This is a genomic window from Pseudonocardia broussonetiae, assembly GCF_013155125.1.
GTDB classification, from domain to species: domain Bacteria; phylum Actinomycetota; class Actinomycetes; order Mycobacteriales; family Pseudonocardiaceae; genus Pseudonocardia; species Pseudonocardia broussonetiae.
This window is the reverse complement of sequence record NZ_CP053564.1, coordinates 5,212,327-5,234,004: the sequence shown is the minus strand read 5'-3', so window position 1 is coordinate 5,234,004 and position 21,678 is coordinate 5,212,327. Positions and strand designations below refer to the sequence as shown.

22 protein-coding genes and 1 riboswitch are annotated in these 21,678 nt (G+C 76.1%); of the genes, 10 read left to right on the top strand and 12 right to left on the bottom strand.

The features are described 5' to 3' along the window. The first annotated feature begins 42 nt into the window (after positions 1–42). Positions 43–1,044: a glucose-6-phosphate dehydrogenase (coenzyme-F420) gene (gene fgd / locus HOP40_RS25410; protein WP_240157271.1), complete on the top strand. Its 1,002-nt coding sequence runs from the start codon at positions 43–45 to the stop codon at positions 1,042–1,044. After that, positions 1,041–1,811 carry an enoyl-CoA hydratase/isomerase family protein gene (locus HOP40_RS25405; protein WP_172162802.1) on the top strand — a complete coding sequence of 257 codons (771 nt, stop codon included), beginning with the start codon at positions 1,041–1,043 and terminating at the stop codon, positions 1,809–1,811. The genes fgd and HOP40_RS25405 overlap by 4 nt, the downstream gene beginning before the upstream one ends. A 63-nt stretch (positions 1,812–1,874) precedes the next feature. Here HOP40_RS25405 and HOP40_RS25400 read toward each other — a convergent pair whose 3' ends face one another. Genes HOP40_RS25400 through HOP40_RS25390 form a run of 3 tightly spaced genes read right to left on the bottom strand, consistent with a single transcriptional unit; the run spans position 1,875 to position 2,821 of the window. Then, positions 1,875–2,300 carry a ChaB family protein gene (locus HOP40_RS25400; protein ID WP_240157270.1) on the bottom strand — a complete coding sequence of 142 codons (426 nt, stop codon included), beginning with the start codon at positions 2,298–2,300 and terminating at the stop codon, positions 1,875–1,877. Positions 2,301–2,303: 3 nt separating this feature from the next. After that, positions 2,304–2,612, bottom strand: coding sequence for a DUF4235 domain-containing protein (locus tag HOP40_RS25395; RefSeq protein WP_240157269.1), 309 nt, complete (start codon positions 2,610–2,612; stop codon positions 2,304–2,306). After that, complete coding sequence (locus tag HOP40_RS25390; RefSeq protein ID WP_172162799.1) at positions 2,609–2,821, bottom strand: hypothetical protein; 213 nt, start codon at positions 2,819–2,821, stop codon at positions 2,609–2,611. Before HOP40_RS25390 ends, HOP40_RS25395 begins: the two co-directional genes overlap by 4 nt. Positions 2,822–2,931: 110 nt before the next feature. Here HOP40_RS25390 and HOP40_RS25385 point away from each other — a divergent pair, with 110 nt between their 5' ends. Continuing rightward, the gene (locus HOP40_RS25385) at positions 2,932–3,357 is read left to right on the top strand and encodes an ATP-binding protein (protein ID WP_172162796.1); all 426 of its coding nucleotides are present in this window, start codon (positions 2,932–2,934) and stop codon (positions 3,355–3,357) included. A gap of 12 nt (positions 3,358–3,369) precedes the next feature. Here the strand turns inward: HOP40_RS25385 and HOP40_RS25380 are convergent, their stop codons facing one another. The 5 genes from HOP40_RS25380 to HOP40_RS25360 all read right to left on the bottom strand — a co-directional run bounded on the left by HOP40_RS25380 (position 3,370) and on the right by HOP40_RS25360 (position 8,657). After that, positions 3,370–4,200, bottom strand: a complete 831-nt coding sequence (locus HOP40_RS25380) for an AfsR/SARP family transcriptional regulator (RefSeq protein ID WP_172162793.1) — start codon at positions 4,198–4,200, stop codon at positions 3,370–3,372. Between the two features lie 195 nt (positions 4,201–4,395). After that, a complete protein-coding gene (locus HOP40_RS25375) occupies positions 4,396–5,340 on the bottom strand; it encodes an ATP-binding protein (protein WP_172162790.1) in 945 nt (314 codons plus the stop codon). After that, positions 5,337–6,272 carry an MEDS domain-containing protein gene (locus HOP40_RS25370; protein WP_172162787.1) on the bottom strand — a complete coding sequence of 312 codons (936 nt, stop codon included), beginning with the start codon at positions 6,270–6,272 and terminating at the stop codon, positions 5,337–5,339. Before HOP40_RS25370 ends, HOP40_RS25375 begins: the two co-directional genes overlap by 4 nt. A 313-nt stretch (positions 6,273–6,585) precedes the next feature. After that, a complete protein-coding gene (locus HOP40_RS25365) occupies positions 6,586–8,151 on the bottom strand; it encodes an acetolactate synthase large subunit (protein ID WP_172162785.1) in 1,566 nt (521 codons plus the stop codon). Continuing rightward, complete coding sequence (locus HOP40_RS25360; RefSeq protein WP_172162783.1) at positions 8,148–8,657, bottom strand: OsmC family protein; 510 nt, start codon at positions 8,655–8,657, stop codon at positions 8,148–8,150. Before HOP40_RS25360 ends, HOP40_RS25365 begins: the two co-directional genes overlap by 4 nt. Here HOP40_RS25360 and clsA point away from each other — a divergent pair. From clsA to HOP40_RS25335, 5 genes are all read left to right on the top strand, one after another. Then, a complete protein-coding gene (gene clsA, locus HOP40_RS25355; RefSeq protein ID WP_172162781.1) occupies positions 8,656–9,351 on the top strand; it encodes a cardiolipin synthase ClsA in 696 nt (231 codons plus the stop codon). The two genes, HOP40_RS25360 and clsA, sit on opposite strands and share 2 nt — an antisense overlap. Positions 9,352–9,408: 57 nt before the next feature. Beyond that, positions 9,409–9,786: a glycine cleavage system protein GcvH gene (gcvH, locus tag HOP40_RS25350; RefSeq protein WP_172162779.1), complete on the top strand. Its 378-nt coding sequence runs from the start codon at positions 9,409–9,411 to the stop codon at positions 9,784–9,786. A gap of 77 nt (positions 9,787–9,863) precedes the next feature. Further along, positions 9,864–10,310 carry a glycogen accumulation regulator GarA gene (gene garA, locus HOP40_RS25345; protein ID WP_172162777.1) on the top strand — a complete coding sequence of 149 codons (447 nt, stop codon included), beginning with the start codon at positions 9,864–9,866 and terminating at the stop codon, positions 10,308–10,310. Between the two features lie 144 nt (positions 10,311–10,454). Further along, entirely contained in the window at positions 10,455–10,928 is a 474-nt protein-coding gene (locus tag HOP40_RS25340; RefSeq protein ID WP_172162775.1) for a bifunctional nuclease family protein, read from the top strand. Between the two features lie 177 nt (positions 10,929–11,105). Continuing rightward, positions 11,106–11,684 carry a MerR family transcriptional regulator gene (locus HOP40_RS25335; protein ID WP_205346908.1) on the top strand — a complete coding sequence of 193 codons (579 nt, stop codon included), beginning with the start codon at positions 11,106–11,108 and terminating at the stop codon, positions 11,682–11,684. A 30-nt stretch (positions 11,685–11,714) separates the two neighbouring features. On the opposite strand, the gene HOP40_RS25330 is transcribed toward HOP40_RS25335, so the two are convergent. Then, complete coding sequence (locus HOP40_RS25330; RefSeq protein WP_172162773.1) at positions 11,715–12,005, bottom strand: YiaA/YiaB family inner membrane protein; 291 nt, start codon at positions 12,003–12,005, stop codon at positions 11,715–11,717. 92 nt (positions 12,006–12,097) lie between these two features. Next, positions 12,098–12,191, top strand: a riboswitch (glycine riboswitch). 164 nt (positions 12,192–12,355) lie between these two features. On the opposite strand from HOP40_RS25330, the gene gcvP reads away from it, so the two are divergent. After that, a complete protein-coding gene (gene gcvP / locus HOP40_RS25325; protein WP_172162771.1) occupies positions 12,356–15,223 on the top strand; it encodes an aminomethyl-transferring glycine dehydrogenase in 2,868 nt (955 codons plus the stop codon). Positions 15,224–15,609: 386 nt separating this feature from the next. Here the strand turns inward: gcvP and HOP40_RS25320 are convergent, their stop codons facing one another. Beyond that, entirely contained in the window at positions 15,610–16,656 is a 1,047-nt protein-coding gene (locus tag HOP40_RS25320; RefSeq protein ID WP_172162768.1) for a class I SAM-dependent methyltransferase, read from the bottom strand. Between the two features lie 175 nt (positions 16,657–16,831). On the opposite strand from HOP40_RS25320, the gene HOP40_RS25315 reads away from it, so the two are divergent. After that, positions 16,832–19,633: an AfsR/SARP family transcriptional regulator gene (locus tag HOP40_RS25315; protein WP_172162765.1), complete on the top strand. Its 2,802-nt coding sequence runs from the start codon at positions 16,832–16,834 to the stop codon at positions 19,631–19,633. Here HOP40_RS25315 and HOP40_RS25310 read toward each other — a convergent pair. Both HOP40_RS25310 and HOP40_RS35575 read right to left on the bottom strand, forming a co-directional pair. Then, positions 19,603–20,838 carry an MFS transporter gene (locus HOP40_RS25310; protein WP_205346907.1) on the bottom strand — a complete coding sequence of 412 codons (1,236 nt, stop codon included), beginning with the start codon at positions 20,836–20,838 and terminating at the stop codon, positions 19,603–19,605. The genes HOP40_RS25315 and HOP40_RS25310 overlap by 31 nt on opposite strands. Beyond that, entirely contained in the window at positions 20,835–21,614 is a 780-nt protein-coding gene (locus HOP40_RS35575; RefSeq protein WP_205346906.1) for a PIG-L deacetylase family protein, read from the bottom strand. Before HOP40_RS35575 ends, HOP40_RS25310 begins: the two co-directional genes overlap by 4 nt. Between the last annotated feature and the right edge of the window lie 64 nt (positions 21,615–21,678).

The following is a 21,678-nucleotide window of genomic DNA, read 5'->3' as shown; positions in this document are numbered from 1 at the left end:
CCGCGAGAAGGAGCAGCCACAGTGTCGTTGAGGTCCGGGTCGTTGAGGATCGGCTACAAGGCGTCGGCGGAGCAGTTCGCCCCGCGCGAGCTGGTGGAGTACGCCGTGCGGGCCGAGGAGGTCGGACTCGACAGCGCGGCGGTGTCGGACCACTTCCTGCCCTGGCGCCACGAGGGCGGCCACGCGCCGTTCGCGCTGAGCTGGCTCGCCGCGGTGGGGGAGCGCACCTCGCGCATCCAGCTGGGCACCTCGGTGCTGACGCCGACGTTCCGCTACAACCCCGCGGTGCTGGCGCAGACGTTCGCCACGCTGGGCCTGCTCTACCCGGGGCGGGTGATGCTGGGCGTCGGCACGGGCGAGGCGCTCAACGAGATCGCGGTGTCCGGGCGCGAGTGGCCCGAGTTCAAGGAGCGCTACGCCCGGCTGCGCGAGGCCGTCCGCCTGATGCGCGAGCTGTGGACGTCCGACGAGCCGGTGTCGTTCGAGGGCGAGTACTACCGCACCGTCGACGCCACGATCTACGACCGCCCCGAGCAGCCGGTGCCGGTGTACATCGCCGCCGGTGGCCCGCAGATGGCGAAGTACGCGGGCCGCGCGGGCGACGGCTTCATCTGCACCTCGGGCAAGGGCATGGAGCTCTACACCGAGAAGCTGCTGCCGGCCGTCGCCGAGGGCGAGGAGGCCGGGGAGAAGAAGCCCGGCTCGGTCGACCGCATGATCGAGGTCAAGATGTCCTACGACCGCGACCCCGACAAGGCGCTGGAGAACTGCCGGTTCTGGGCGCCGCTGTCGCTCACGCCCGAGCAGAAGCACAGCGTCGACTCCTCGGTGGAGATGGAGCGCCTGGCCGACGAGCTGCCGATCGAGCAGGTCGCGAAGCGCTGGATCGTCGCCTCCGACCCCGACGACGCCGTCGCGCAGATCCAGCCCTACATCGACGCCGGGCTCAACCACCTGGTGTTCCACGGTCCCGGCCACGACCAGGAGCGCTTCCTCACCCAGTTCTCCGAGGACGTGCTGCCGCGGCTGCGGGAGCTGGGATGAGCGATGCGGTCGAGCACGACGGGCGGGTGCTGCGCGCCCGCGTCGCGCGGGGGCGCCACGGCACGCTCGACGGCGAGGCGCTGCCGGTCATCGCCGAGGCCCTGGCCGCGCTCGACCCGGCGACCACCGGCGCGGTGCTGCTCGTCTCCGAGGGCGACAGCTTCTGCACCGGCGGCGACGTGCGCGCCTTCGCGGGTGCGCAGGACCGCGGGAGCTACGTCCGCTCGCTGGCCGAGTCCTTCCACGTGTTCCTGCGGGCGCTCGTGGAGTCGCCGGTGCCCGTCGTCGCGGCGGTGCCGGGCTGGGCGGCCGGGGCGGGCATGAGCATCGTGTGCGCCGCCGACCTCGCCGTCGGCGGCCGCTCCACGAAGCTGCGCCCCGCCTACCCCGGCATCGGGTTCTCCCCGGACGGCGGCATGACCTGGACGCTGCCGCGGATCGTCGGCGCCGGCCGGGCCCGGCACATCCTGCTCACCGACCGCGCCCTCGACGCCGCGACCGCGCTGGAGCTGGGCATCCTCGCCTCCGTCGTCGACGACGGCGAGGTGCGGGCCGAGGCCGAGCACACCGCGCACCGCCTGGCCCACGGGCCGACGGTCGCGCTGGGCCGGATCAAGACGCTGCTCGGGTCGTCGGCGGACCTGCCGCTGGCCGACCAGCTCGCCGCCGAGGCCGCGGCGATCTCGGCGAGCGCCGCCGGACCCGAGGGCGCCGAGGGGCTGGCGGCGTTCACCGAGAAGCGGCCGCCGGACTTCCACCGGGGCTGAGCCCACCCACCACGCACGACGGAGGGCCGGTGCGGCACGCGCACCGGCCCTCCGTCGTGTCGGTCAGTCCTTCTTGCGCGCCTTGGCCGTCTCCCGGTTGCTGGCCTTGCGCACCGCCTCCACGAGCTCGTCCTTCTTCATGGACGAGCGGCCGGGCACGTCCAGGCGCCGGGCCAGGTCCATCAGGTGCTCCTTCGTGGCGTTGGCGTCGACCCCGCCCGCCGTCGGCAGGTCGGAGTCGGCACCGCCGCGGGCGGCCTGCTCGTCGGACGGGCCGTACTCGTCCTTGGGCTCCCAGTGGTCGCCCACCTTCTCGTGCGTGTGCTTGAGCGCCGCGAACGCCGTGCGCCGGGCACGGGCGCCGTCCCCGTCGTAGGTCTCCATCGCGGACTCGTAGGTCTTCTCCCACGTCCGCTCGGCCTTGTCGTCGGAGCGCTCGACCGTGCTCGGCAGGGCCTCCTTGCCGGAGGGAGCCTTCTCGGGGGGCACCGCCTACACCTCCGTGCGGCGCGCCGGCGCGTCGAGGAAGCGCCGCACACCCTTCATGCCGTAGCGGTCGACCGCGGTCTTGATCAGCCCGAACACCGCGCCCTGGATGGTCGCGGCCAGCAGGACCTCGCGGGTGCTGTACTGGTCCGACAGGGGCTGGGGGGTGTCGTCCTCGTCGGACACCCGCTTCCACACCAGGCCGAACACCCAGCTGGCGATCATGCCGCCGAGCACGCCGAACACCAGGCCGAACGGCTTGTAGGCGATCTTGCCGAGCGTGCTCAGCTCGTTCCCGTCACCGCGGCGGCTCACTGCGCCCGCCTCTCGGCGCCGGTCTCCTCCGCGTACGCGGGGTCGTCGCCGGCCACGCGGCCGACGAACTCCTGGTTGGGGCCCGTCCCGGTCGTGCTGGTGGTGTCCGGGGTCTCCTCGGGTTCCGTCGAGTCGTTCTCGCGGCCGCCGGTCTCGCGGGCGTTCGCGAGGGCGGGGTCGTTGGGGACGTCGTCCTCTGGTCCGTGCATGTCGGCGTGTACCCGTACGGGGCGGCCGTGACACACCCGTTGTGACGCACGTCCTCCCGCCCGCTGCCCGCACGCGTTTGCCGGGCCGGGGGCCGGGGCAACCGGGGAGCGTGAACGACGGTCGCACACTGAGCCACGGCGGGACGCCCCGGCTCCGACTGCGGCACCGGGCCGACCCCGTCGAGCTCGGGCGCATCCGCCGCCACATCGCCGGGTGGGCGCGACGCTCCGGGGTCCCCGAGGACGTGACGATGGACCTGCAGCTCGCCGTGGGCGAGGCCGTCGCGAACGGCGTGGAGCACGCCTACGGCTCCGGCGGGGCGGGCACGGTCGAGGTCGACGTCGCGGTGCGCGACGAACCACCCGTGGCCGTCGTGGTGCGCGTGACCGACCACGGCACGTGGCGCACCGCGCCGGCCGCCACCGGCTACCGCGGGCGCGGCCTGCTCATGATCGAGCGGCTCGCGCAGCAGGTGCGGGTGCTGCCGTCGTCCGGGGGCACCGAGGTGTGCTTCGAGATCCGGTACCCCGGGTGAGACGCCTGCGGTCTAGCGGAAGGTGCCGGGGACCGATCCGCCCGCGACGAGGCGGCGGGTGGAACCCGAGGCGCGCACCGAGCGCAGGCCCGGCAGCTGCACCGCGGAACGCGGCATCACCGAGCGGGCGCGCATGACGGGCCACGCCGGGCTGGGCGGCATCAGGGCGTCGAGGGCGAACGCGGGCGCGGCGCCGACGCTGGAGCGCAGGAGCTCCTGGTACTCGTCGTACTCGGCGACGGCGGCGGCGATGTTGCCCTGCGCCAGGTGCGCCTCGATGAGGGCGCGGCGGGCGGACTCGCGGCTGGGCGCGGCGTGCACGGCCTGCTGCGCGAGCGCGACGGCCTCGTCGTACCGGGCGGCGGCGGTGAGGCGCAGGCTGCGCTCCTCGGTGGCGTGCAGGCGGAGCTGGCGGAACCGCTCGCGCTCGACGACGAGCCACGCGGCCGTCCAGCCGGGCAGGATGTCGGCGGCGAGCAGCGCGAGGTCGGGGTCCTCGGCGGCGGGGACGTCGGGCAGCGTGCGCAGCAGCGCCATGGCGCCGGCCAGGTCGACCTCGACGTCGGGCCCCAGCGACAGTGCCCCGTCGGCGTCGGTGACCAGCAGCCCGGGTACGTCGACCGCGAGCACCGCGTCGTCGAGCAGCCGCATCGCGGCCGCAACAGGGACGCCCGGCCACAGGTCGACGGCGAGCGCGGCCCGCCGCTGCGGACGCGGGTGCACCGCGAGGTAGGCGACCACGCGGCGCGCGTCGACGCCGAGGGGCACCGGAGCGTGGTGCACGTGGAGGGTGAAGGAGCCGAGAACGGTGACCCGGTGGGGCGCGCTCGTTCCGGCCGGCATCGTGCGAGATCGTCGCTGATCCTCAGGCATGGCTGTCCCGGTCTGTGGTGGTGCCGATGATGACCCGTCTGCAGCCGTATGGCGCCGAGTCCGCAGAGAAGTGTTCTCCGGCGACGACCACTTGCCAAGGGGCTGCTTCGTCACAGTTGCCGGCGCGCGTGCGGCCGGACGGGTGACGATCGCGAGGATCATAGCTCAGGGGGCGGCGCGGACCCGCACGTGGGTGCCGTGGTCGTCGGACCACACGTGCAGCAGGTCGCAGAGCTGGCGGGCGATCCACAGGCCGCGCCCGCGGGGCTCCGACGGGTGCGGCGAGGCCATGCCCGGCAGCGGGTCGGCGAGCGCACCGGTGTCGTGCACCTCGCACACCAGGCCGCCCCCGGTGGCCCACACGTGCAGCTCCGCGGCCGGGCCGCCGTGCTCGACGGCGTTGGTGGCGACCTCGTTGACGGCGAGCACGACGTCCTCGGTGCGGTCGTCGGTGAAGCCCGCGGCGCCCGCGAGGCTCCGCACCGCGCGGCGCACGTCCTGCAGCTGCCACGACCGGAACGACACCGTCACGTCGGGCACGCCGAGCAGCAGGGGAGGGGCGACCGGGTGCGCGGTGAGGACCTCGCGGGGCGCGCGGTGGCGGGTGTTGGGGTGCAGGCCGCCGCGGACGAGCACGTGCGGGTGGTTCTCCGCGGCGCCGTCCAGGACGCACTGGTGCAGCGGCAGCTCGGGGAAGAAGCACGTGAGGCGCACGGGGAGCTCGGCGAGCGCGACGTTGACGGCCGCGTCGAGCTCGGTCCAGAAGCTGCCGTCGGGGCCGTCGAGCTCGGACTGGTGCTCGGTGAGCACCGTGACCGGGCCGTCCCGGGTGAGCTCGCGCAGCTCGCGGCCGCGCTGCAGCGCCACGGTCTGCCCGGACCCGGCCTCGGTGGGCGGGGCCAGGACGTGCAGCGGCGCGCCCGCGCCGAGCTCGGTGCGCAGGGCGGCCTCGGTGTCCGGGTGGAGGGCCAGCGCCACCCGCTCGTCCCGGACGAGCGCGTGCTCCACCAGCGGCACCAGCTGGGCCAGGAGGTCGGTGCGCGAGGAGTGGTAGGCCGCGGCGTGCACCAGCTGCGGGGCCGTGTGCGCCGGCGCTCCGGTGATCCTCACGAGGCGTCCTGCGCGACGGCGTGCGCGGGATCACCGGACGCGGTGTCCGCCGCGTCGTCCTCGGTCGGCCGGTGCGGCTCGACGCGCAGCTGCTCGGCGAACGGGGCGCCGCAGCGGTCGAGCAGGCGCCCCACGCCCGGGCGCACCCCGGTGAGCACCAGGGTGTGCGTGCTGGGGAACTCCTCGGCGGCGTGCACGAGGCTCACCGCGGCGGCGACGTCGAGGAAGCGCAGCGACGCCAGGTCGAGCGCGACCTCCGCCGACGACGAGTGCGAGCGCAGGGCCTCGTCGAGCGCGGTGTCGAGCGCCCGGCGGATCCGCGGCCGGTTGCTGTGGTCGATCTCGCCGGCCACCCGCGCCGACGACGGCCCGGTGGCGGTGATCCGCAGCAGGCTGTCGTCGTAGATCGCGGGGACGTGGATCTCGGTGGTGTGCACCGCGCGCAGCCGCTCGATGAGGTCCTCGGGGTAGCGGCCGCGGTCGAACGTGCAGAGCATGCGTCCCGGGCGGACGTCGAGCACCTCGTCCAGGCGCGACTCGTACTCGAGCATCGCCACGCCGCCGTCGTGCTCCACCCCGTGGCTGCCGTCGCCCATCACGCGCACCGAGGGCCAGCCCTGCTCCACCGACTCCGTGATCACGTGGTCGAGGGTCTGGAGCAGCTGGTTCACGCCGCCGGTCACCAGGCCCCGGGTGACCTCCGCCGGCACGATGGAGAACTGGCCGCTGCGCAGCGCCGCGCGGTAGGCGACGCGGTCGTCGTCGAAGCGCCGCAGCAGCGAGCCGGCACCGCCGTCGTCGAAGTAGAGGACGCGCTCGCCCTGCGCGATGCCCTGCGCGAGGTAGGCCGCCGTGGTCTCCCACAGCTGCTCGTCGCTCACCGGGACCGTGCAGGCGTGCGACACGGAGGTCGCGTCCTGCAGCGCGGTCATCGGTCCCCCAGGGGGGTCGGGTGCGGGTGGGAGCGCCCACCTCGGGCCTCGGCGCGGTCGCGGACTCGCAGCGTCACGCCTCCACCACTGTACGTCCGGGGCCCCCGGCCCCCTCCCGGCCGGGCCGGTCGCAGAGCGGTGAAGGGCGCGTGGGCCGCGACGAGCGGTGGCCCGTCCGCGACGGGCGTGACCAGCGCCATCAGCGCGCAGCGCCGTTCGGAGCAGTCTGCACGTGCAGAGCGTCGGAGCATCTGCACGTGCATCTCCGTGACGCAGGCGCAGGCGGATGGGTTGCGTCGCCGGGCGGCCCGGGTCAGACGAGCGCGGGGACCATCGCCTCCACGAGGTGCGGCCCCGGCTCGGCCGCCGCCCGCCGCAGCGCGTCGGCGAGCTCGTCGGCCGTGGTGGCCCGGACGGCGGGCACGCCCATGCCGCGGGCGATCGCGGTGAAGTCGAGCTCGGGACGCCCGAGGTCGAACAGCCCCGCCGCGGCCGGGCCGCCCGTGGCGCCGACCGCCGCCAGCTCCATGCGCAGGATCGCGTAGGCGCTGTTGTGGTAGACGACCGTGGTGATGTCGAGGCCCTCGCGGGCGTGGGTCCACAGCGCGGAGATCGTGTACATGGCGCTGCCGTCGGCCTGCAGGCACCACACCGGGCGGTCCGGGCACGCCACGGCCGCGCCGGTGGCGGCGGGGAGCCCGTAGCCGATCGCGCCGCCGGTGAGGGTGAGCCAGTCGTGGCGCGGGGCGCCCGCGGTGGCGTCGGGCAGGCCGAGCCCGGAGGTGATCGCCTCGTCGACGACGATCGCGCCCTCGGGCAGCAGCGCGCCGACCACGGCCGAGGCGCTCGCCACCGTCAGCTCCCCGGTGGGCAGCTCCGGGCGCGCGGCCGCAGCCGTGACGGCGGTGGTGCCCGGGGCGAGGAGGTCCGCGAGCTCCTCCAGCGCCGCGGTGGCCGCGCCCGTCCCGTCGACGACGGCGTGCACGGCGCACCCGTCGGGCACGAGGTCACCGTCCTTGCCGGGGTAGCCGAAGAAGGCGACGGGGGAGCGGGTGCCCACGAGCACGAGGTGGCGGGCGGCGCCGATCTGGTGGCGCGCGGCGTCGCCCAGGTAGGCCAGCCGCCCGACCGGGGCCACGCCCGCGCCGCGCTCCAGGCGGGCCGGGAACGTCTCGGCGAGCAGCCGGGCGCCGGTGGCCGCGGCGATCCGGTTCGCGGCGGCGAGGCCGGCGGCGCGGGTGGCCTCGCCGCCGATCAGCAGGACGGCGGGCTCGCCGGAGGCCAGGGCGTCGGCCGCGGCGCGCAGCGTCCCGGGGTCGGCGACGGGCCGGTCCGGCACGGCCGCGGGCGGCGCGACCCGCCCGCCGTCGCCCCAGCTGACGTCGGCGGGCAGCACGAGCGTGGCGACCTGGCCGCGGTGGGCGGCGGCCACGGCGTCGGCGGCGTCGGCGCCCACGTCGGCGGTGGACGCGCTGTGGCGCACCCACCCCGAGACGCTGCCGGCGATCGCGGCGATGTCGGACTGCAGCGGGGCGTCGAGCGGGGCGTGGGTGAGCGCGTGGTCGCCCACCACCGCGACGACGGGCGTGTGCGCCCGCCGCGCGTTGTGCAGGTTGGCCAGCCCGTTGCCCAGGCCCGGGCCCAGGTGCAGCAGGGTGGCCGCGGGGCGGCCGGCCATCCGGGCGTAGCCGTCGGCGGCGCCGGTGGCCACGCCCTCGAACAGGGCGAGGACCGCCCGCATCCCGGGGACCCCGTCCAGGGCGGCGACGAAGTGCATCTCCGACGTGCCGGGGTTGGCGAAGCAGACGTCGACGCCGCTGCCGTGCAGGGTGCGCAGGAGCGCGGTGGCCCCGCTGGTGTCCCGCTCGTCGCCGCTCACGCCGCGGTCGTCACCGTCACGTCGGTGTGGGGCGAGGAGACGAGGGTCTGCAGCACCACGCAGTAGCGCTCCGTCAGCTTCATCAGCGTGGCGACCTGCTCCTCGTCGGCGGAGGTCTGCAGGTCGAAGTTCAGGCGGATGTCGCGGAAGCCGACCGGGGCGTCCTTGGCGACGCCCAGGGTGCCGCGGAAGTCGAGGTCGCCCTCGGCGTGCACGGTGCCCGACACCTCGACGCCGATCGCCGTGGCGACCGCGCGCATCGTCACCCCGGCGCAGGCGACGAGCGCCTCCAGCAGCATGTCGCCCGAGCACAGCTGGGTGCCGTCGCCGCCCGTGGCGGGGTGCAGGCCGGCCTCCGAGAGCGCGGTGGCCGTGCGCACCTTGCAGGCGATGCCCGAGCCGTCGAGCTCGCCCTCGGCCTTCAGCGTGACGAGCGCGGCCGTGGGGTCGTCGACGTACTGGGCCTTGAGCGGAGCCTGCACGGCCTTGAGGGCAGCGGTGTCCATGCGCCACATCGTGCACAACGGGTCGCCCCGGCGCACTCCCCGGCCCTACCCTGCGGGCGTGTCCGCCCCGCCCACCGACCGCGTGCTGACGGTCCCGAACCTGCTCAGCCTGCTGCGCCTGGCCGGCGTGCCGCTGTTCCTGTGGCTGCTGCTGTCCCCGGGCGCCGACGGCACCCCGGGCTGGGGCGACGGCTGGGCGGTCCTCGTGCTCGCCGTCGGCGGGTTCACCGACTGGCTCGACGGGAAGCTCGCCCGGCTGCTGGGCCAGTACTCGCGCCTGGGCGCACTGCTCGACCCGGCCGTCGACCGCCTCTACATCCTCGCCGCGCTGGTGGGCCTGGGGGCGCGGGGGATCGTGCCGTGGTGGTTCGTCGGGCTGCTGGTGGCCCGCGACCTCGTGCTCGCCGTCTGCGTGCTGGTGCTGCGCGGGCGCGGGTACGGGCCGTTCGTCGTGACCTACCTGGGCAAGGCGGCCACGTTCCTGCTCCTCTACGCCTTCCCCCTGCTGCTGCTCGGGCAGACCGACGGCGCGCTGGGCGCGGTCGCGCTCCCGCTGGGCCTCGCGTTCACCGTCTGGGGCACCGCGCTCTACCTCTGGTCCGGCGCGCTGTACCTCGCCCAGTTCGTCCTGGCGCTGCGTACTCGTCTGCCCCACCCCGGGCCTCCTCCGTCGGTGCTTCCGTCCCCCGACTAGTCCCACCCGCCCCGGGCCTCCTCCGTCGGCCCTTCCGTCCCCTACTAAGCTCCCCGCGTGATTCCCGACGACCTGCGGTACACCGAGGCGCACGAGTGGGTGCGCGATCTGGGCGACGGCGTCGTCCGCATCGGCATCACCGACCACGCGCAGAACCAGCTCGGGGACGTCGTCTTCGTCCAGCTGCCCGACGTCGGCGCCTCCGTGGCCGCCGGGGCGTCGATCGGCGAGGTCGAGTCCACCAAGTCGGTCTCCGACATCTACTCGCCGCTGGCCGGGGAGGTCGTGTCCGTCAACGACGCCCTCGCCGACAACCCGGAGCTCGTGAACACCGGGCCGTACGAGGCCGGGTGGATGCTCGAGCTGCGCGTCACCGACGGCGGTCTGGACGCCCTCCTCGACGCCGGGGCCTACGCCGAGCTGACGGGCGCCTGACCCCTCGCGTGCCCACCCGGCACGGTAGGTTCCAGCCCACCATCCACCGCCCCACCACCGCAGGAGGAGACCCCGACGTGACCACGAACGACGGGCCAGGCGTACCGCCGGAGCGCGCCCCGGAGACCACCTCGGTCTTCCGCGCCGACTTCCTCGCCGACGCCGAGCCGCCTGCCCAGGACCAGCCGGTCTCCGGTGTCGACGCGCTCCCCGCGGGAGCCGCCCTCCTGGTCGTCAAGCGCGGCCCGAACGCCGGCTCCCGGTTCCTGCTCGACCGCGTCTCCACGAGCGCGGGCCGGCACCCGGACAGCGACATCTTCCTCGACGACGTCACCGTCTCCCGGCGCCACGCGGAGTTCCGCCGCGACGCGGGCGAGTTCGTGGTCGTCGACGTGGGCAGCCTCAACGGCACCTACGTCAACCGGGAGCCGGTGGACACCGCCGTGCTCGCCAACGGGGACGAGGTCCAGATCGGCAAGTTCCGCCTCGTCTTCCTGACCGGACCGGCGCAGCCCGGGGAGTGACGCGTCCGACGCGGCTCGCCGCCCGTCCGGAGGCGGGCGCGGGACGGGCCGCCCGTGTAGCGTCGCGGGTGTCGGACACGGGGTGCCCGGTCGCAGGACCGGAGAGCCCCGACACCGCAGCACGACCCAGGAGGAGGATTGCGCATGAGTGAGATGCGCGTCGTGGGAGTCCGTGTCGAACTCCCGGCGAACCAACCCATCCTCCTGTTGCGGGAGACGAGCGGAGACCGCTACCTGCCGATCTGGATCGGCTCGGTGGAGGCCACGGCCATCGCCCTCGAGCAGCAGGGGGTCAAGCCGGCCAGGCCGTTGACCCACGACCTCCTCAAGGACGTGATCTCCTCGCTCGGGCGCAGGCTCGAGCAGGTGCGGATCACGGACCTGCAGGAGGGCACGTTCTACGCCGAGCTGATCTTCGACGGCGGCATCACGGTGTCCGCGCGGCCGAGCGACTCGGTGGCGCTGGCCCTGCGGATCGGTGTGCCGATCCACGCCGAGGAGAGCGTGCTCGCCGAGGCGGGCCTCGTGATCCCCGACGAGCAGGAGGACGAGGTCGAGAAGTTCCGCGAGTTCCTCGACTCCATCTCGCCCGAGGACTTCCGGGGCGCCCAGCCCTGAGGTGCGGCCGGCCCCGCTCCGGGATGCCGGCGTTGGTCCGGTCCGGTACCGTGCTGTCCGACGCGCCCGTGGTCGGGTGATGCGGCCCGGCGCGCCGCGTTGACCCGGAGCGTCGTCCCGCTTACGGTCAGCTCCGAGATCGGGTCCCGCTCGGGGACCCCGGCGGGAGGGAGCTCGGTGGACAACCCACCGTCGGTCGACCCGGAGCAGGGTGAGCTCTTCCCGGACCCACTGCTGGGAGCGGGCCTCGACGGCCTGCCCGACCAGCTCGTCGGGTTCCGCGGCCCCACCGCGTGCCAGGTGGTCGGCATCACGTACCGGCAGCTGGACTACTGGGCGCGCACCGGGCTGGTCATGCCCTCGATCCGCGGCGCGGCCGGTTCCGGCTCGCAGCGGCTGTACTCGTTCAAGGACGTGCTGGTCCTCAAGGTCGTCAAGCGCCTGCTCGACGCCGGGGTGTCGCTGCAGAACATCCGCGTCGCCGTGGAGCACCTGCGCCGCCGCGGCATCCGCGACCTGGCGGGCATCACGCTGTTCTCCGACGGCACCACGGTCTACGAGTGCAGCTCGCCCGAGGAGGTCGTCGACCTGCTCCAGGGCGGTCAGGGCGTCTTCGGCATCGCGGTCTCCGGGGCCATGCGCGAGATCAGCGGCTCCATCAAGGACTTCCCGGTCGAGCGCGCCGACGGCGGCAGCGTCGACGAGACGCCCGAGGACGAGCTGTCCCGCCGGCGCTCGCGCCGCGCCATCTCCTGAACGGATCCTCCTGACGGCACCCTCGCGGGGTCAGCGCACCGCGAACGGGTCGTGCTCCACGAGCAGCTTGTCCATGCGCGCCTGGTCGACGCGCGTCACGACCGTGCTGACGTCCTGGCGGTCGCGGATCGTCTTGGCGAGCGTGAACGCCGACGTCGTGACGTAGAGGATGCCGAGGCCGAGGAACGCCCGGACCCAGCCGTCGGCCGCCAGGAAGACCACCGCGACGGCGACAGCGGACAGCGAGACCGCGAAGGACAGGACCGCCTGGACGTGGAAGGCGGCGGTCGTGGGCGAGACGGGCGGCGGGGTCGAGGTCATGGCGGGAATCCTGCCGGGCTGGTGACCGTCGTCGCGTCCGTAGGAGTACGGCGATCGGGCCGCAGGTCCCCTACAGTGGGCGGGGCAGTCGCCGAACCAGCGCGGGAGAGTCCGGTCGCCGAGCCGGACGCCGAAGGAGCAACTCCTCCCCGGAACCTCTCAGGCACCCAGGACCGCGCCGGTGAGACGCCTCTGGAAAGCGACCGCGCCCCCACGGGCGGTCCACCGACGGGGAAAGCCCGGCGCTCACGACGAGCGCCGCCGGTGAATCTCTCAGGTGCCTTCGGGTGGTGACAGAGGGGGAGGACGGTTCCGTCCTGTCCCGCCCGCCCCGCCCCGGAGGTCCGCACGTGAGCACTGACCGCCCCACGCAGCCGAGCCTGGCCGAGCTGGAGAGCGGCGTCCCGTTCGCCGACCGGCACATCGGCCCCCGCCCGTCCGAGCTCGACGCGATGCTGGCCGCCGTCGGCGTCGGCTCGCTCGACGAGCTCGCCGCCCGCGCGGTGCCCGACTCGATCCGCGACACCGGGCCGGTGCCCTCCACGCTGCCCCCGGCCGGGTCGGAGACCGAGGTGCTCGCCGAGCTGCGGGCGCTGGCCGCGCGCAACACCGTGACCGTCCCGATGATCGGCCTGGGCTACTCCGGCACGATCACGCCGCCGGTGATCCGCCGCCACGTGCTGGAGAACCCGTCCTGGTACACGGCCTACACGCCCTACCAGCCCGAGATCAGCCAGGGCAGGCTCGAGGCGCTGCTGACGTTCCAGACCGCCGTCGCCGACCTCACCGGGCTGCCGGTCGCGGGCGCGTCGCTGCTCGACGAGGCCACCGCCGCCGCCGAGGCGATGACGCTGCTGCGCCGGGCGGGCAAGGCGCCGTCGGCCCGGTTCGTCGTCGACGCCGACACGCTCCCGCAGACCGTCGACGTCCTGCGCACCCGGGCCGAGCCGCTGGGGATCGACCTCGTCGTCGCCGACCTCACCGGCGGCCTCCCCGAGGGCGACGCGTTCGGGGTGCTGCTGGCCTACCCGGGCGCCTCCGGCGCGGTGCGCGACCCGTCCGCCCTGATCGCCGCGGCGCACGAGCGCGGAGCATTGGTGGCCGTGGCCTCCGACCTGCTCGCCCTCACCCTGCTCACCCCGCCCGGCGAGCTCGGTGCCGACGCGGTCGTCGGCACCACGCAGCGCTTCGGCGTCCCGATGGCCTACGGCGGCCCGCACGCGGCGTTCCTGTCGGTCGGGCAGAAGCTGGCGCGCCAGCTCCCGGGCCGGCTCGTCGGGATGTCGCGCGACGCCGACGGCAACCCCGCGCTGCGCCTGGCGCTGCAGACCCGCGAGCAGCACATCCGCCGCGAGAAGGCGACGTCCAACATCTGCACCGCGCAGGTGCTCCTCGCCGTCGTCGCGGCCTGCTACGCCGTCTACCACGGCCCCGACGGGCTGCGCCGCATCGCGCAGCGCACGCACCGGATGGCCGCGGTGCTGGCCGCCGGGCTGCGTGCGGGCGGCGTCGAGGTCGTCCACGACGCGTTCTTCGACACCGTCACCGCCCGCGTGCCGGGCCGCGCCGACGCGGTCGCGACCGCCGCGCACGAGGCCGGCGTCGCGCTGCGCCGGGTCGACGCCGACACGCTCGGCGTCGCCACCTCGGAGCTGACGACCCGCGCGCACCTGGAGACGGTGTGGGCCGCGTTCGGCGTCACCGCCTCGGTGGCCGACCTCGATCCCACGACCGCCGACGCCCTGCCCACCGATCTGGCCCGGACCAGCGAGTACCTCACGCACCCGGTGTTCCACTCCCACCGCAGCGAGACCTCGCTCATGCGCTGGCTGCGCCGCCTCGCCGACGCCGACCTCGCGCTGGACCGCACGATGATCCCGCTGGGCTCCTGCACCATGAAGCTCAACGCGACCGCGGAGATGGAGCCGATCACCTGGCCCGGCTTCGCCGACCTGCACCCGTTCGCGCCCGCCGCCGACGCCGAGGGCACCCTCGAGCTGATCGCCGACCTGGAGCGCTGGCTCGCCGAGCTCACCGGGTACGCCGCGGTGTCGCTGCAGCCCAACGCGGGCAGCCAGGGCGAGTTCGCGGGCCTGCTCGCGATCGCGGCCTACCACCGCTCCCGCGGCGACGACCACCGCGACGTCTGCCTCATCCCGGCCAGCGCGCACGGCACCAACGCGGCGTCGGCCGTGATGGCGGGGATGCGGGTGGTCGTCGTGGCCACCGCGCCCACCGGCGACGTCGACCTCGACGACCTGCGCGCGAAGATCGCCGAGCACCGCGACGCCCTGGCCGCGCTGATGATCACCTACCCGTCGACGCACGGGGTGTACGAGGCCGCGGTCCGCGACGTCTGCGACGCCGTGCACGAGGCCGGCGGCCAGGTCTACGTCGACGGCGCCAACCTCAACGCGCTGGTCGGGGTGGCCCGGCCCGGCGCGTTCGGCGGCGACGTCAGCCACCTCAACCTGCACAAGACATTCTGCATCCCGCACGGCGGCGGCGGCCCGGGCGTCGGCCCGGTGGCCGTGGCCGAGCACCTGGCGCCGTTCCTGCCGGGCCGCGGGATCGTCGGCCCGGTGTCGGCCGCGCACCACGGCAGCCCCGGCGTCCTGCCGATCTCGTGGGCCTACGTGCGCCTGATGGGCATCGACGGCCTGCGCCGCGCGACCCTCACCGCCGTGGCCGCGGCCAACTACGTCGCCGCGCGGCTGGGGGAGCACTACCCGGTGCTGTACGCGGGCGCCGACGGGCAGGTCGCCCACGAGTGCATCCTCGACCTGCGGGGGATCACCAAGGACACGGGCGTCACGGTCGACGACGTGGCCAAGCGGCTCGCCGACTACGGCCTGCACGCCCCGACCATGTCGTTCCCGGTGGCCGGCACGCTGATGGTGGAGCCCACCGAGAGCGAGGACCTCGCCGAGATCGACCGGTTCGTCGACGCGATGATCGGCATCCGGGCCGAGATCGCCCGCGTCGCGGCGGGGGAGTGGCCGGTGGAGGACAACCCGCTGCGCGGCGCCCCGCACACCGCCGCGTGCCTGGTCGACAAGTGGGACCACCCCTACCCGCGCGAGCTCGCCGCCTACCCGACCGGTGCGACCCCGGGCGTCCACGACCGCAAGGTGTGGCCCCCGGTCCGGCGGATCGACGGGGCGCACGGCGACCGCAACCTGGTCTGCTCGTGCCCGCCGGTGGAGGCGTACTCCTAGCTCGTCGGGCCCTCCTCCGCGGTCTGCGGGGGAGGGCCCTCTCGCCACAACAGTCAATGATGCGTTGACGCACCGGACACCGCAGCGGCCTCCCTTCCCACTGCGACGCCCCCCTCTCCTCTTCGGTCAACGAAACATTGACGCCTTCGAACCGTCGTTGAAACGATGACGGGCGGACTCCGCCAGCCCGGACGCCGAACGTGGGGCCCGACCGGCGCCGCAGCGCCAGCCGGGGCCGCGGTGGTCCCAGTAGCAGCGCGGGCCGTGGCGGTGGGGAGGTGCGGTCGGGTCGTGGCGGGCGGGGTTCGTCATGGCGGTTCTCCTCGAGGTCGGGACGGGCGGAGGGGAGTGGCGGGGCCCGGGAGGGGCCCCGCCACCCGGTGGCGCTACGGCCGGATCTCGTAGACGAGGTTGAAGGCGGACTGCGCCGCCCGGCGGAAGCGCGTGAAGCCCGCCTCCTCGACCACGCGGCGGATGGCGGCCTCGCCGGCCTGCGCGCCCAGCGCGTAGCCGCCGTCCTGGGAGAGCCCGTTGGGGACGCACAGGAACGTCGAGCCGGCGTAGTAGAGGCGCCCGACGGGGGTGAAGGTGTCCTCGACGGCGTCGCCGGCGTAGGGCTCCACCAGCAGCCACGTGCCGTCCGGGGCGAGCGCCTCGCGGACGCGGCGGGCGGCCCCGACGGGGTCGCCGAGGTCGTGCAGGGCGTCGAACATCGTCACGAGGTCGTAGCCCGTGCCGCCGAACTGCTGCGCGGTCGCGACCTCGAACCCGACGCGGTCCCCGACCCCGGCGTCCGCGGCCTTCTTCCGGGCGAGCTCGATCGACGCGCCGTGGTAGTCCGAGCCGGTCACCGTCGCCTGCGGGTAGGCCTGGGCGATGAGCACGGCCGTCGAGCCGAGGCCGCAGCCGACGTCGGCCACCCGCCCGCCCGCGGCGAGCTTCGCGTCCACCCCGTCGAGCGCCGGGATCCAGCTCGGCACCAGCTCGGCGACGTAGCCCGGCCGGTAGAACGCGTCGCACCCGACGAAGACGTCCTCGTGGTGCTCGTGCCAGCCGATCCCGGCGCCGGTGCGGAACGCCTCGGTGATCCGGGGCTCCGCGCGCAGGTAGCCCAGGGCGGCGACGAAGGCCGCCGACACGTCGGGGCCGTTCGGGTCGGCCAGGCAGAACGCCTGCTCCTCGGTGAGCGAGAACTCCGCGGTCGCCGGGTCGTAGGTGACGTACCCGCCCGCGGCCTGGCCGCGCAGCCACTCCGTCAGGTAGCGCCGGTCGCAGCCGGTGCGCGCGGCGAACGCCTCCGGGGTCGCCGGCCCCTCGGCCAGCGAGCGGTAGAGCCCGAGGCGGTTGCCGACCGCCACCGCCCCCGCGGAACCGGTCGCCCCCATGTCGGTCACGAACTGCCCGAGGAACGCCATCACCTTGTCGTGGTCCATCGTCGTCTCCTGTCCACCGCGGCCTCGTGCCGCGTCGGGACCGAGGTTCGGCGCCGGCGCTGTCACCGCTCTGCCTCCGGCTGTCGCCCTGCTGGCACCCGGCTGGCACGGCGGGCTGTCCCCGGGGCGGCCGGGCGGCCATGCTGGTCGTCGGACACGGGGCGGCGGAGGTGCGATGACGGAGGGGCCGGCGGTCCGGGTCGGTCTGCTGGGCCCGTTGCACCTGTTCGTCGACGGGACCGGCCGGGAGGTGCCCGGCCCGAAGCGGCGCGCGGTGCTGGCCCTGCTCGCCCTGCAGCCGGGGCGGACCGTGACCGTCGAGCACCTCGTCGACGCGCTGTGGCCGTCGGAGGTGCCCGAGTCGGGACGCCAGGCCCTGCACACGCACGTGTCCCGGCTGCGCGGGCACCTGGGCGCGGCGGCGGACCGGCTGCAGACCCGGCGCGAGGGCTACCGGCTCGAGCTCCGCGACGACGAGCTCGACGTGGCGCGGGCGCGGGCCCTGCTCACGAGCGCACGGGGCGCCGGGGCCGGGGACCCGGCGGCGGCGCTCGGGCTGCTGCGCGAGGCGCACGCGCTGTGGCGCGGCCCGGTGCTCGCCGACCTGACCGACGTGGCGCCGCTCGCCGCCGCGGCGCAGGAGTACGCGCGGCTGCACCGCGACGTCACCGACGCGCTGGTCGCCGCCGCCGTCGACGCGGGGCGGGCCGCCGAGGCGCAGGACCTCGCCGCGGCCGCGCTGGCCGCGGACCCGCTGCGGGAGCCCGCGGCGCTGTTGCTGATGCGGGTGCTCGCCGCCACCGGCCGGACGGCGGAGGCGCTGCGCACCGGCCGGGACCACCGCCACCGGCTGGCCGAGGAGACCGGGCTCGACCCGTCACCGGCGCTGGGCGAGCTCGAGCGCAGGATCGCCGGGGGCGCCGCGGGCCCGGCGCCCGCCCCCGCCCCGTCGCCCGCCGGGCCCACGACCCGCCTGGTCGGGCGGGAGGCGACGGTCGCGGCGCTGCACCGCCTGCTGTCCTCCGAGCGCCTGGTGACGCTGGTGGGGCCGGGCGGGGTCGGCAAGACGAGGGTCGCCGCCGAGGTCGCGCGGGGGAGCGGGCAGGCGCCCGTGCTGCTCCTCGCCCCGGTGACCGATCCCGCGGCGGTCCCGCACGCGCTGGCGTCGGCGCTGGGGCTGCACGTCGTGCACGGCGACGTCCTCGCCGCGTGCCTCGCGGTGCTGGGCGACCGCCGCGGCCTGCTGGTGGTCGACAACTGCGAGCACCTCCTCGACGCCGCGCGCGACACCGTCGAGGCCGTGCTCTCGGCGTGCCCGGGCCTGTCGGTGCTCGCGACCAGCCGCGAACCCCTCGGGACCGCGGCCGAGCACGTCTCCCGGCTGGCCCCGCTCGGGCTGCCCGGACGCGACCAGGACCCCCGCAACGCCCCGGCCGTCACGGCGTTCCTCGACCGCGCCGAGCGCGTCCGGACCGGTCCCGCCCCGACCGCGGCCGAGCTGGAGGTGATCGCCGAGATCGTGCGCGGGCTCGACGGGATGCCCCTGGCCATCGAGCTCGCCGCGGGCCGCCTGTCGACCTTCTCCCTCGTCGACCTGCGCGACCGCCTCGACCGCTCGCTCGACCTGCTGGGCGGCGGGCGGCGCCCCGACGACCGCCACCGCACGCTGCGCGCGACCGTCGAGTGGTCCTACCAGCTGCTCAGCGGCGACGAGCAGCGGCTGTTCCGCTACCTGTCCGTGTTCGCCGACGGCGTCGACCTCGCCGACGCCGAGCGGCTCGCGGCCGACCTGGCGCCGGGTACCGACCCGGGGAGCCTCCTGGCGCGGCTGGTGGACGCCTCCGTGGTCGAGGCCGACTTCACCGGCCGCACCCGCTACCGGCTCCTGGAGACGCTGCGCGCGTACGGCCGGGACCGGCTGGCCGCAGGGGGCGAGGCCGGGGACGCGGCCGCGCGCCTGGTGCGGTGGGCCGCCGCGCTCGCGACCTGGTTCGCCGCGACGGCCGTCACCGAGGACGAGCCCGTCGCGGACGCGGTGCTGCGCCGGGAGGTGGCGAACCTGCGGGCCGCGTGGCAGGCCGCACGGGAGGACCCCGACGCCGCCGCCGTGATCGTGGCCGGGCTCTTCCCCGCGGTCGGGTACCGCGACCTCACCGAGATCCGCGGGTGGGCCGAGGAGCTGGCCGCGGATCCGCGGCTCGTCGGACGCCAGGCGCGGGCCGCGGTGCTGGGCACGGCGGCCGAGGCCGCCTACCAGCGGGGCGACCTCGCGCGCGCGGAGCGGTGGGCCCGCGAGGGCCTCGCGTCCGCGGCCGGGGGCGCCGGCACCGCGTACTGCCTGGGGCCGCTGTCGGTCGTCGACCTGGCCCGGGGGGCGTTCGCCGACGCCGCCGAGCACGCTCTCGCCGCGGCGGCCGAGGGGCTGGGGGAGGCCCTCGGGATCGCCGCGCTCGCCACGGCCTACGGGGGCGATCGGGAGACCGCGCGGGCCCTCGTCGCGGAGGCCGCGGCCGGAGCCGGATCACCCACGGTGCGCGCGTGGAACGCCTACGTCACCGCGGAGATCGACAGCGCGGCGGGGGACGCGGCTGCGGCCGAGGCGCACTACCTCGACGCCGTCGACCTCGCCCGCACCGCGGGCGCCACCTTCCTCGTCGGCGTGGCGACGGTGGGCCTGCTGACGGTCCGGGCGTCCGCCGGGCGGGTGCGCGAGGCACTGGGCGGCTACCGGGAGGTCGTCGACTACTTCGACCGCACGGGCAACTGGACCCACCAGTGGACGACCCTGCGCAACCTGGCCGGGCTGCTGCGCCGGCTCGGGGACGGCGGCACGGCGGACATGCTGGAGGCCGCGGCCGACCGGGCCCCGGACGCGCCCGCCGTCGGGACCGGGCCGACGTCGGCGGGCCCGGTGCTCGGGCGCCGGGCCGTCCTCGACCTGGCCCGTCAGGCGATCGACCGGCACCTCGGAGGCTGAGCAGCGCCTGCGCTGCCCGCCGGGCGCCCGGTCACCGCGGTGGGCCGGACCGCCGCCAGCACGGCGCAGCCCGCGACTCCCAGCGCGGCGCCGACGGCGACCGCGGCGGACGGGCTGCCGGTGAGGTCCGCCGCCACGCCCGCGGCCGCCGGCCCGACGAGCCCGCCGACGGCCGTCGCGGCGTGCAGCGACCCGATCCGCAGGGCCAGCGCGTCGGTGCCGTGGAGCTGGAGCACCACCGCGGCCGCGACGCCCAGGTAGGCGCCGTGCCCGAGCCCGAACACCACGGCGAACGCGGTGAGGCCGGTGGGGCCCGCGGCCGTCGCCCAGAGGGCGAACGCCCCGCAGAACACCGCCGCGCCGGCGCGGTGCACGGCCCAGGCGCCCCAGCGCGCCTGCGCCGGCACCGCCAGCAGGCGCCCGGTCAGGCTCGCGGCGCCGGCCAGCGCCACCAGGGCGGCCCCGCCCGCGGGGTCCGTCCCGTGGGCGGCGGCGTAGCCGGGCAGGTGGGTGAACGGCACGAACATCGCGGCGGTCAGGCCGACGGTGGCCGCGGCCAGGAGCCGCCAGCCGGGACCGGCCGACGGCCGTCCGGCAGCGGGCGTCCGTCGGCCGGCCGGCCGGGGTCGCCCCGGGCACGCGGGGACGCACGCGACGAGGACCCCGGCGCTCACGAGCCCCGCCGCCCGCAGCGTCCCGGGCAGCCCGAGCACGGGCAGCAGCGCGGCCAGCACCGGCGGCGTCACGACGGTGCCGAGGCCGCCGCCGGCGGTGGCCACGACCAGCGCCGTCCCGCGACCGTGCGCGAACGCCGCCCCGGTCGCGGCCGCCATCGGCACCACGACGCACCCCGCCCCGACGCCGACCCCGGCCACCAGCGCCGCCGCGGCGGGCGCGAACCGGTCGGCGGCCGCCGCGGCGAACAGGCCGGTGGGCACCAGCAGCGCGCCGGTGCCCACCAGGGCGCGGGCGCCGAGCCGCCGGGCGAGCGGCCCGGTGACGACCCCGAGGCCCAGCGCCGCGCACAGCGTCGCCGACAGGGCGAGCGACACGGCGCCCGTGCCGACCCCGTGGGCCGCGGCCATCGGGCCGAGGAGCGGGCCGGTCCCCGTGACCAGGCCCAGCGCGACCGTGCCGGCCGCGACCGTCGCGCCGAGCAGGGCGGCCCGCGCGACCCGGCCCGACGTGGGCGCTCCCGCGCTCACCCCGCACCCGCCGCGCGGAAGTACTCCCCGGCGACCGCGGCCCGGTAGCGGTCGCCGCCCACCGCGGCTTCTACCCCGGCCGTCTGGCTCTCCTGGGCGCGCAGCGCCGCGACCTTGCGGTCGAGCGCCGCGCCGGTCAGGTCGAGGTCGACGGCGAGCAGCTCGGCGGGGCACGGGCGGATGGCGTCGTCGCTGTCGTCCATCGACGTCACGAACTCGCCGAACGCCTCGACCCACGGGCCGGTGACGACGGCGTGCAGCACCCGGGGCGCGGCGGACGCCAGCCGCAGCGCCCGGTCGGTCCAGGCCGACACGGCGCGGTGGTCGCCGTGACCGGTGAGCCCGTCGGGCCCGAAGGTCAGCACGGTGTCCGGCCGGACCTCGTCGACGATCGCGGCGAGCTCCTCGACGGCACCCACGGGCGGGGTCGGGCGCAGCGACCCGTCGAGGTGGCAGACGCCCCCCGCCTGCCCCAGGAACCGGTGCTCCACGGCGGGGTGCAGGGCCCCCAGCGACCGCAGGACCTCCCGCTCCCGGATCCGGGCCAGCACCGCGGGCGGCAGGCGCTCCGGGTCGTCGGTGCCGTGCTCGCCGCGGGTCGCGGTGACGACGACGACCCGCCGTCCCGCGGCGGCCGCGGCGGCGAGCAGGCCCCCGGAGAGGTAGACCTCGTCGTCGGGGTGGGCCCAGACGCCGAGCAGCGTGCCCAGCGCGGGCACGTCGTCGAGGGTGCGGACGACGCGGGTGGGGGTCGGTGCGGACAGGGTGGCGGACATGGCGGGCTCCTCGGCCGGTCGGTGCGGTGACGCCACCGAGCATCGGGAGACGCGCTGTCACGCC

Coding starts and splice junctions, on each gene's coding strand:
- HOP40_RS25405 (WP_172162802.1), top strand. CDS start 1,041: ATGAGCGATGCGGTCGAGCACGACGGGCGGGTGCTGCGCGCCCGCGTC.
- HOP40_RS25390 (WP_172162799.1), bottom strand. CDS start 2,821: ATGCACGGACCAGAGGACGACGTCCCCAACGACCCCGCCCTCGCGAAC.
- HOP40_RS25380 (WP_172162793.1), bottom strand. CDS start 4,200: ATGCCGGCCGGAACGAGCGCGCCCCACCGGGTCACCGTTCTCGGCTCC.
- HOP40_RS25370 (WP_172162787.1), bottom strand. CDS start 6,272: ATGACCGCGCTGCAGGACGCGACCTCCGTGTCGCACGCCTGCACGGTC.
- clsA (WP_172162781.1), top strand. CDS start 8,656: ATGCGCCACATCGTGCACAACGGGTCGCCCCGGCGCACTCCCCGGCCC.
- HOP40_RS25360 (WP_172162783.1), bottom strand. CDS start 8,657: ATGGACACCGCTGCCCTCAAGGCCGTGCAGGCTCCGCTCAAGGCCCAG.
- HOP40_RS25340 (WP_172162775.1), top strand. CDS start 10,455: ATGAGTGAGATGCGCGTCGTGGGAGTCCGTGTCGAACTCCCGGCGAAC.
- HOP40_RS25330 (WP_172162773.1), bottom strand. CDS start 12,005: ATGACCTCGACCCCGCCGCCCGTCTCGCCCACGACCGCCGCCTTCCAC.
- HOP40_RS25320 (WP_172162768.1), bottom strand. CDS start 16,656: ATGGACCACGACAAGGTGATGGCGTTCCTCGGGCAGTTCGTGACCGAC.
- HOP40_RS25315 (WP_172162765.1), top strand. CDS start 16,832: ATGACGGAGGGGCCGGCGGTCCGGGTCGGTCTGCTGGGCCCGTTGCAC.
- HOP40_RS35575 (WP_205346906.1), bottom strand. CDS start 21,614: ATGTCCGCCACCCTGTCCGCACCGACCCCCACCCGCGTCGTCCGCACC.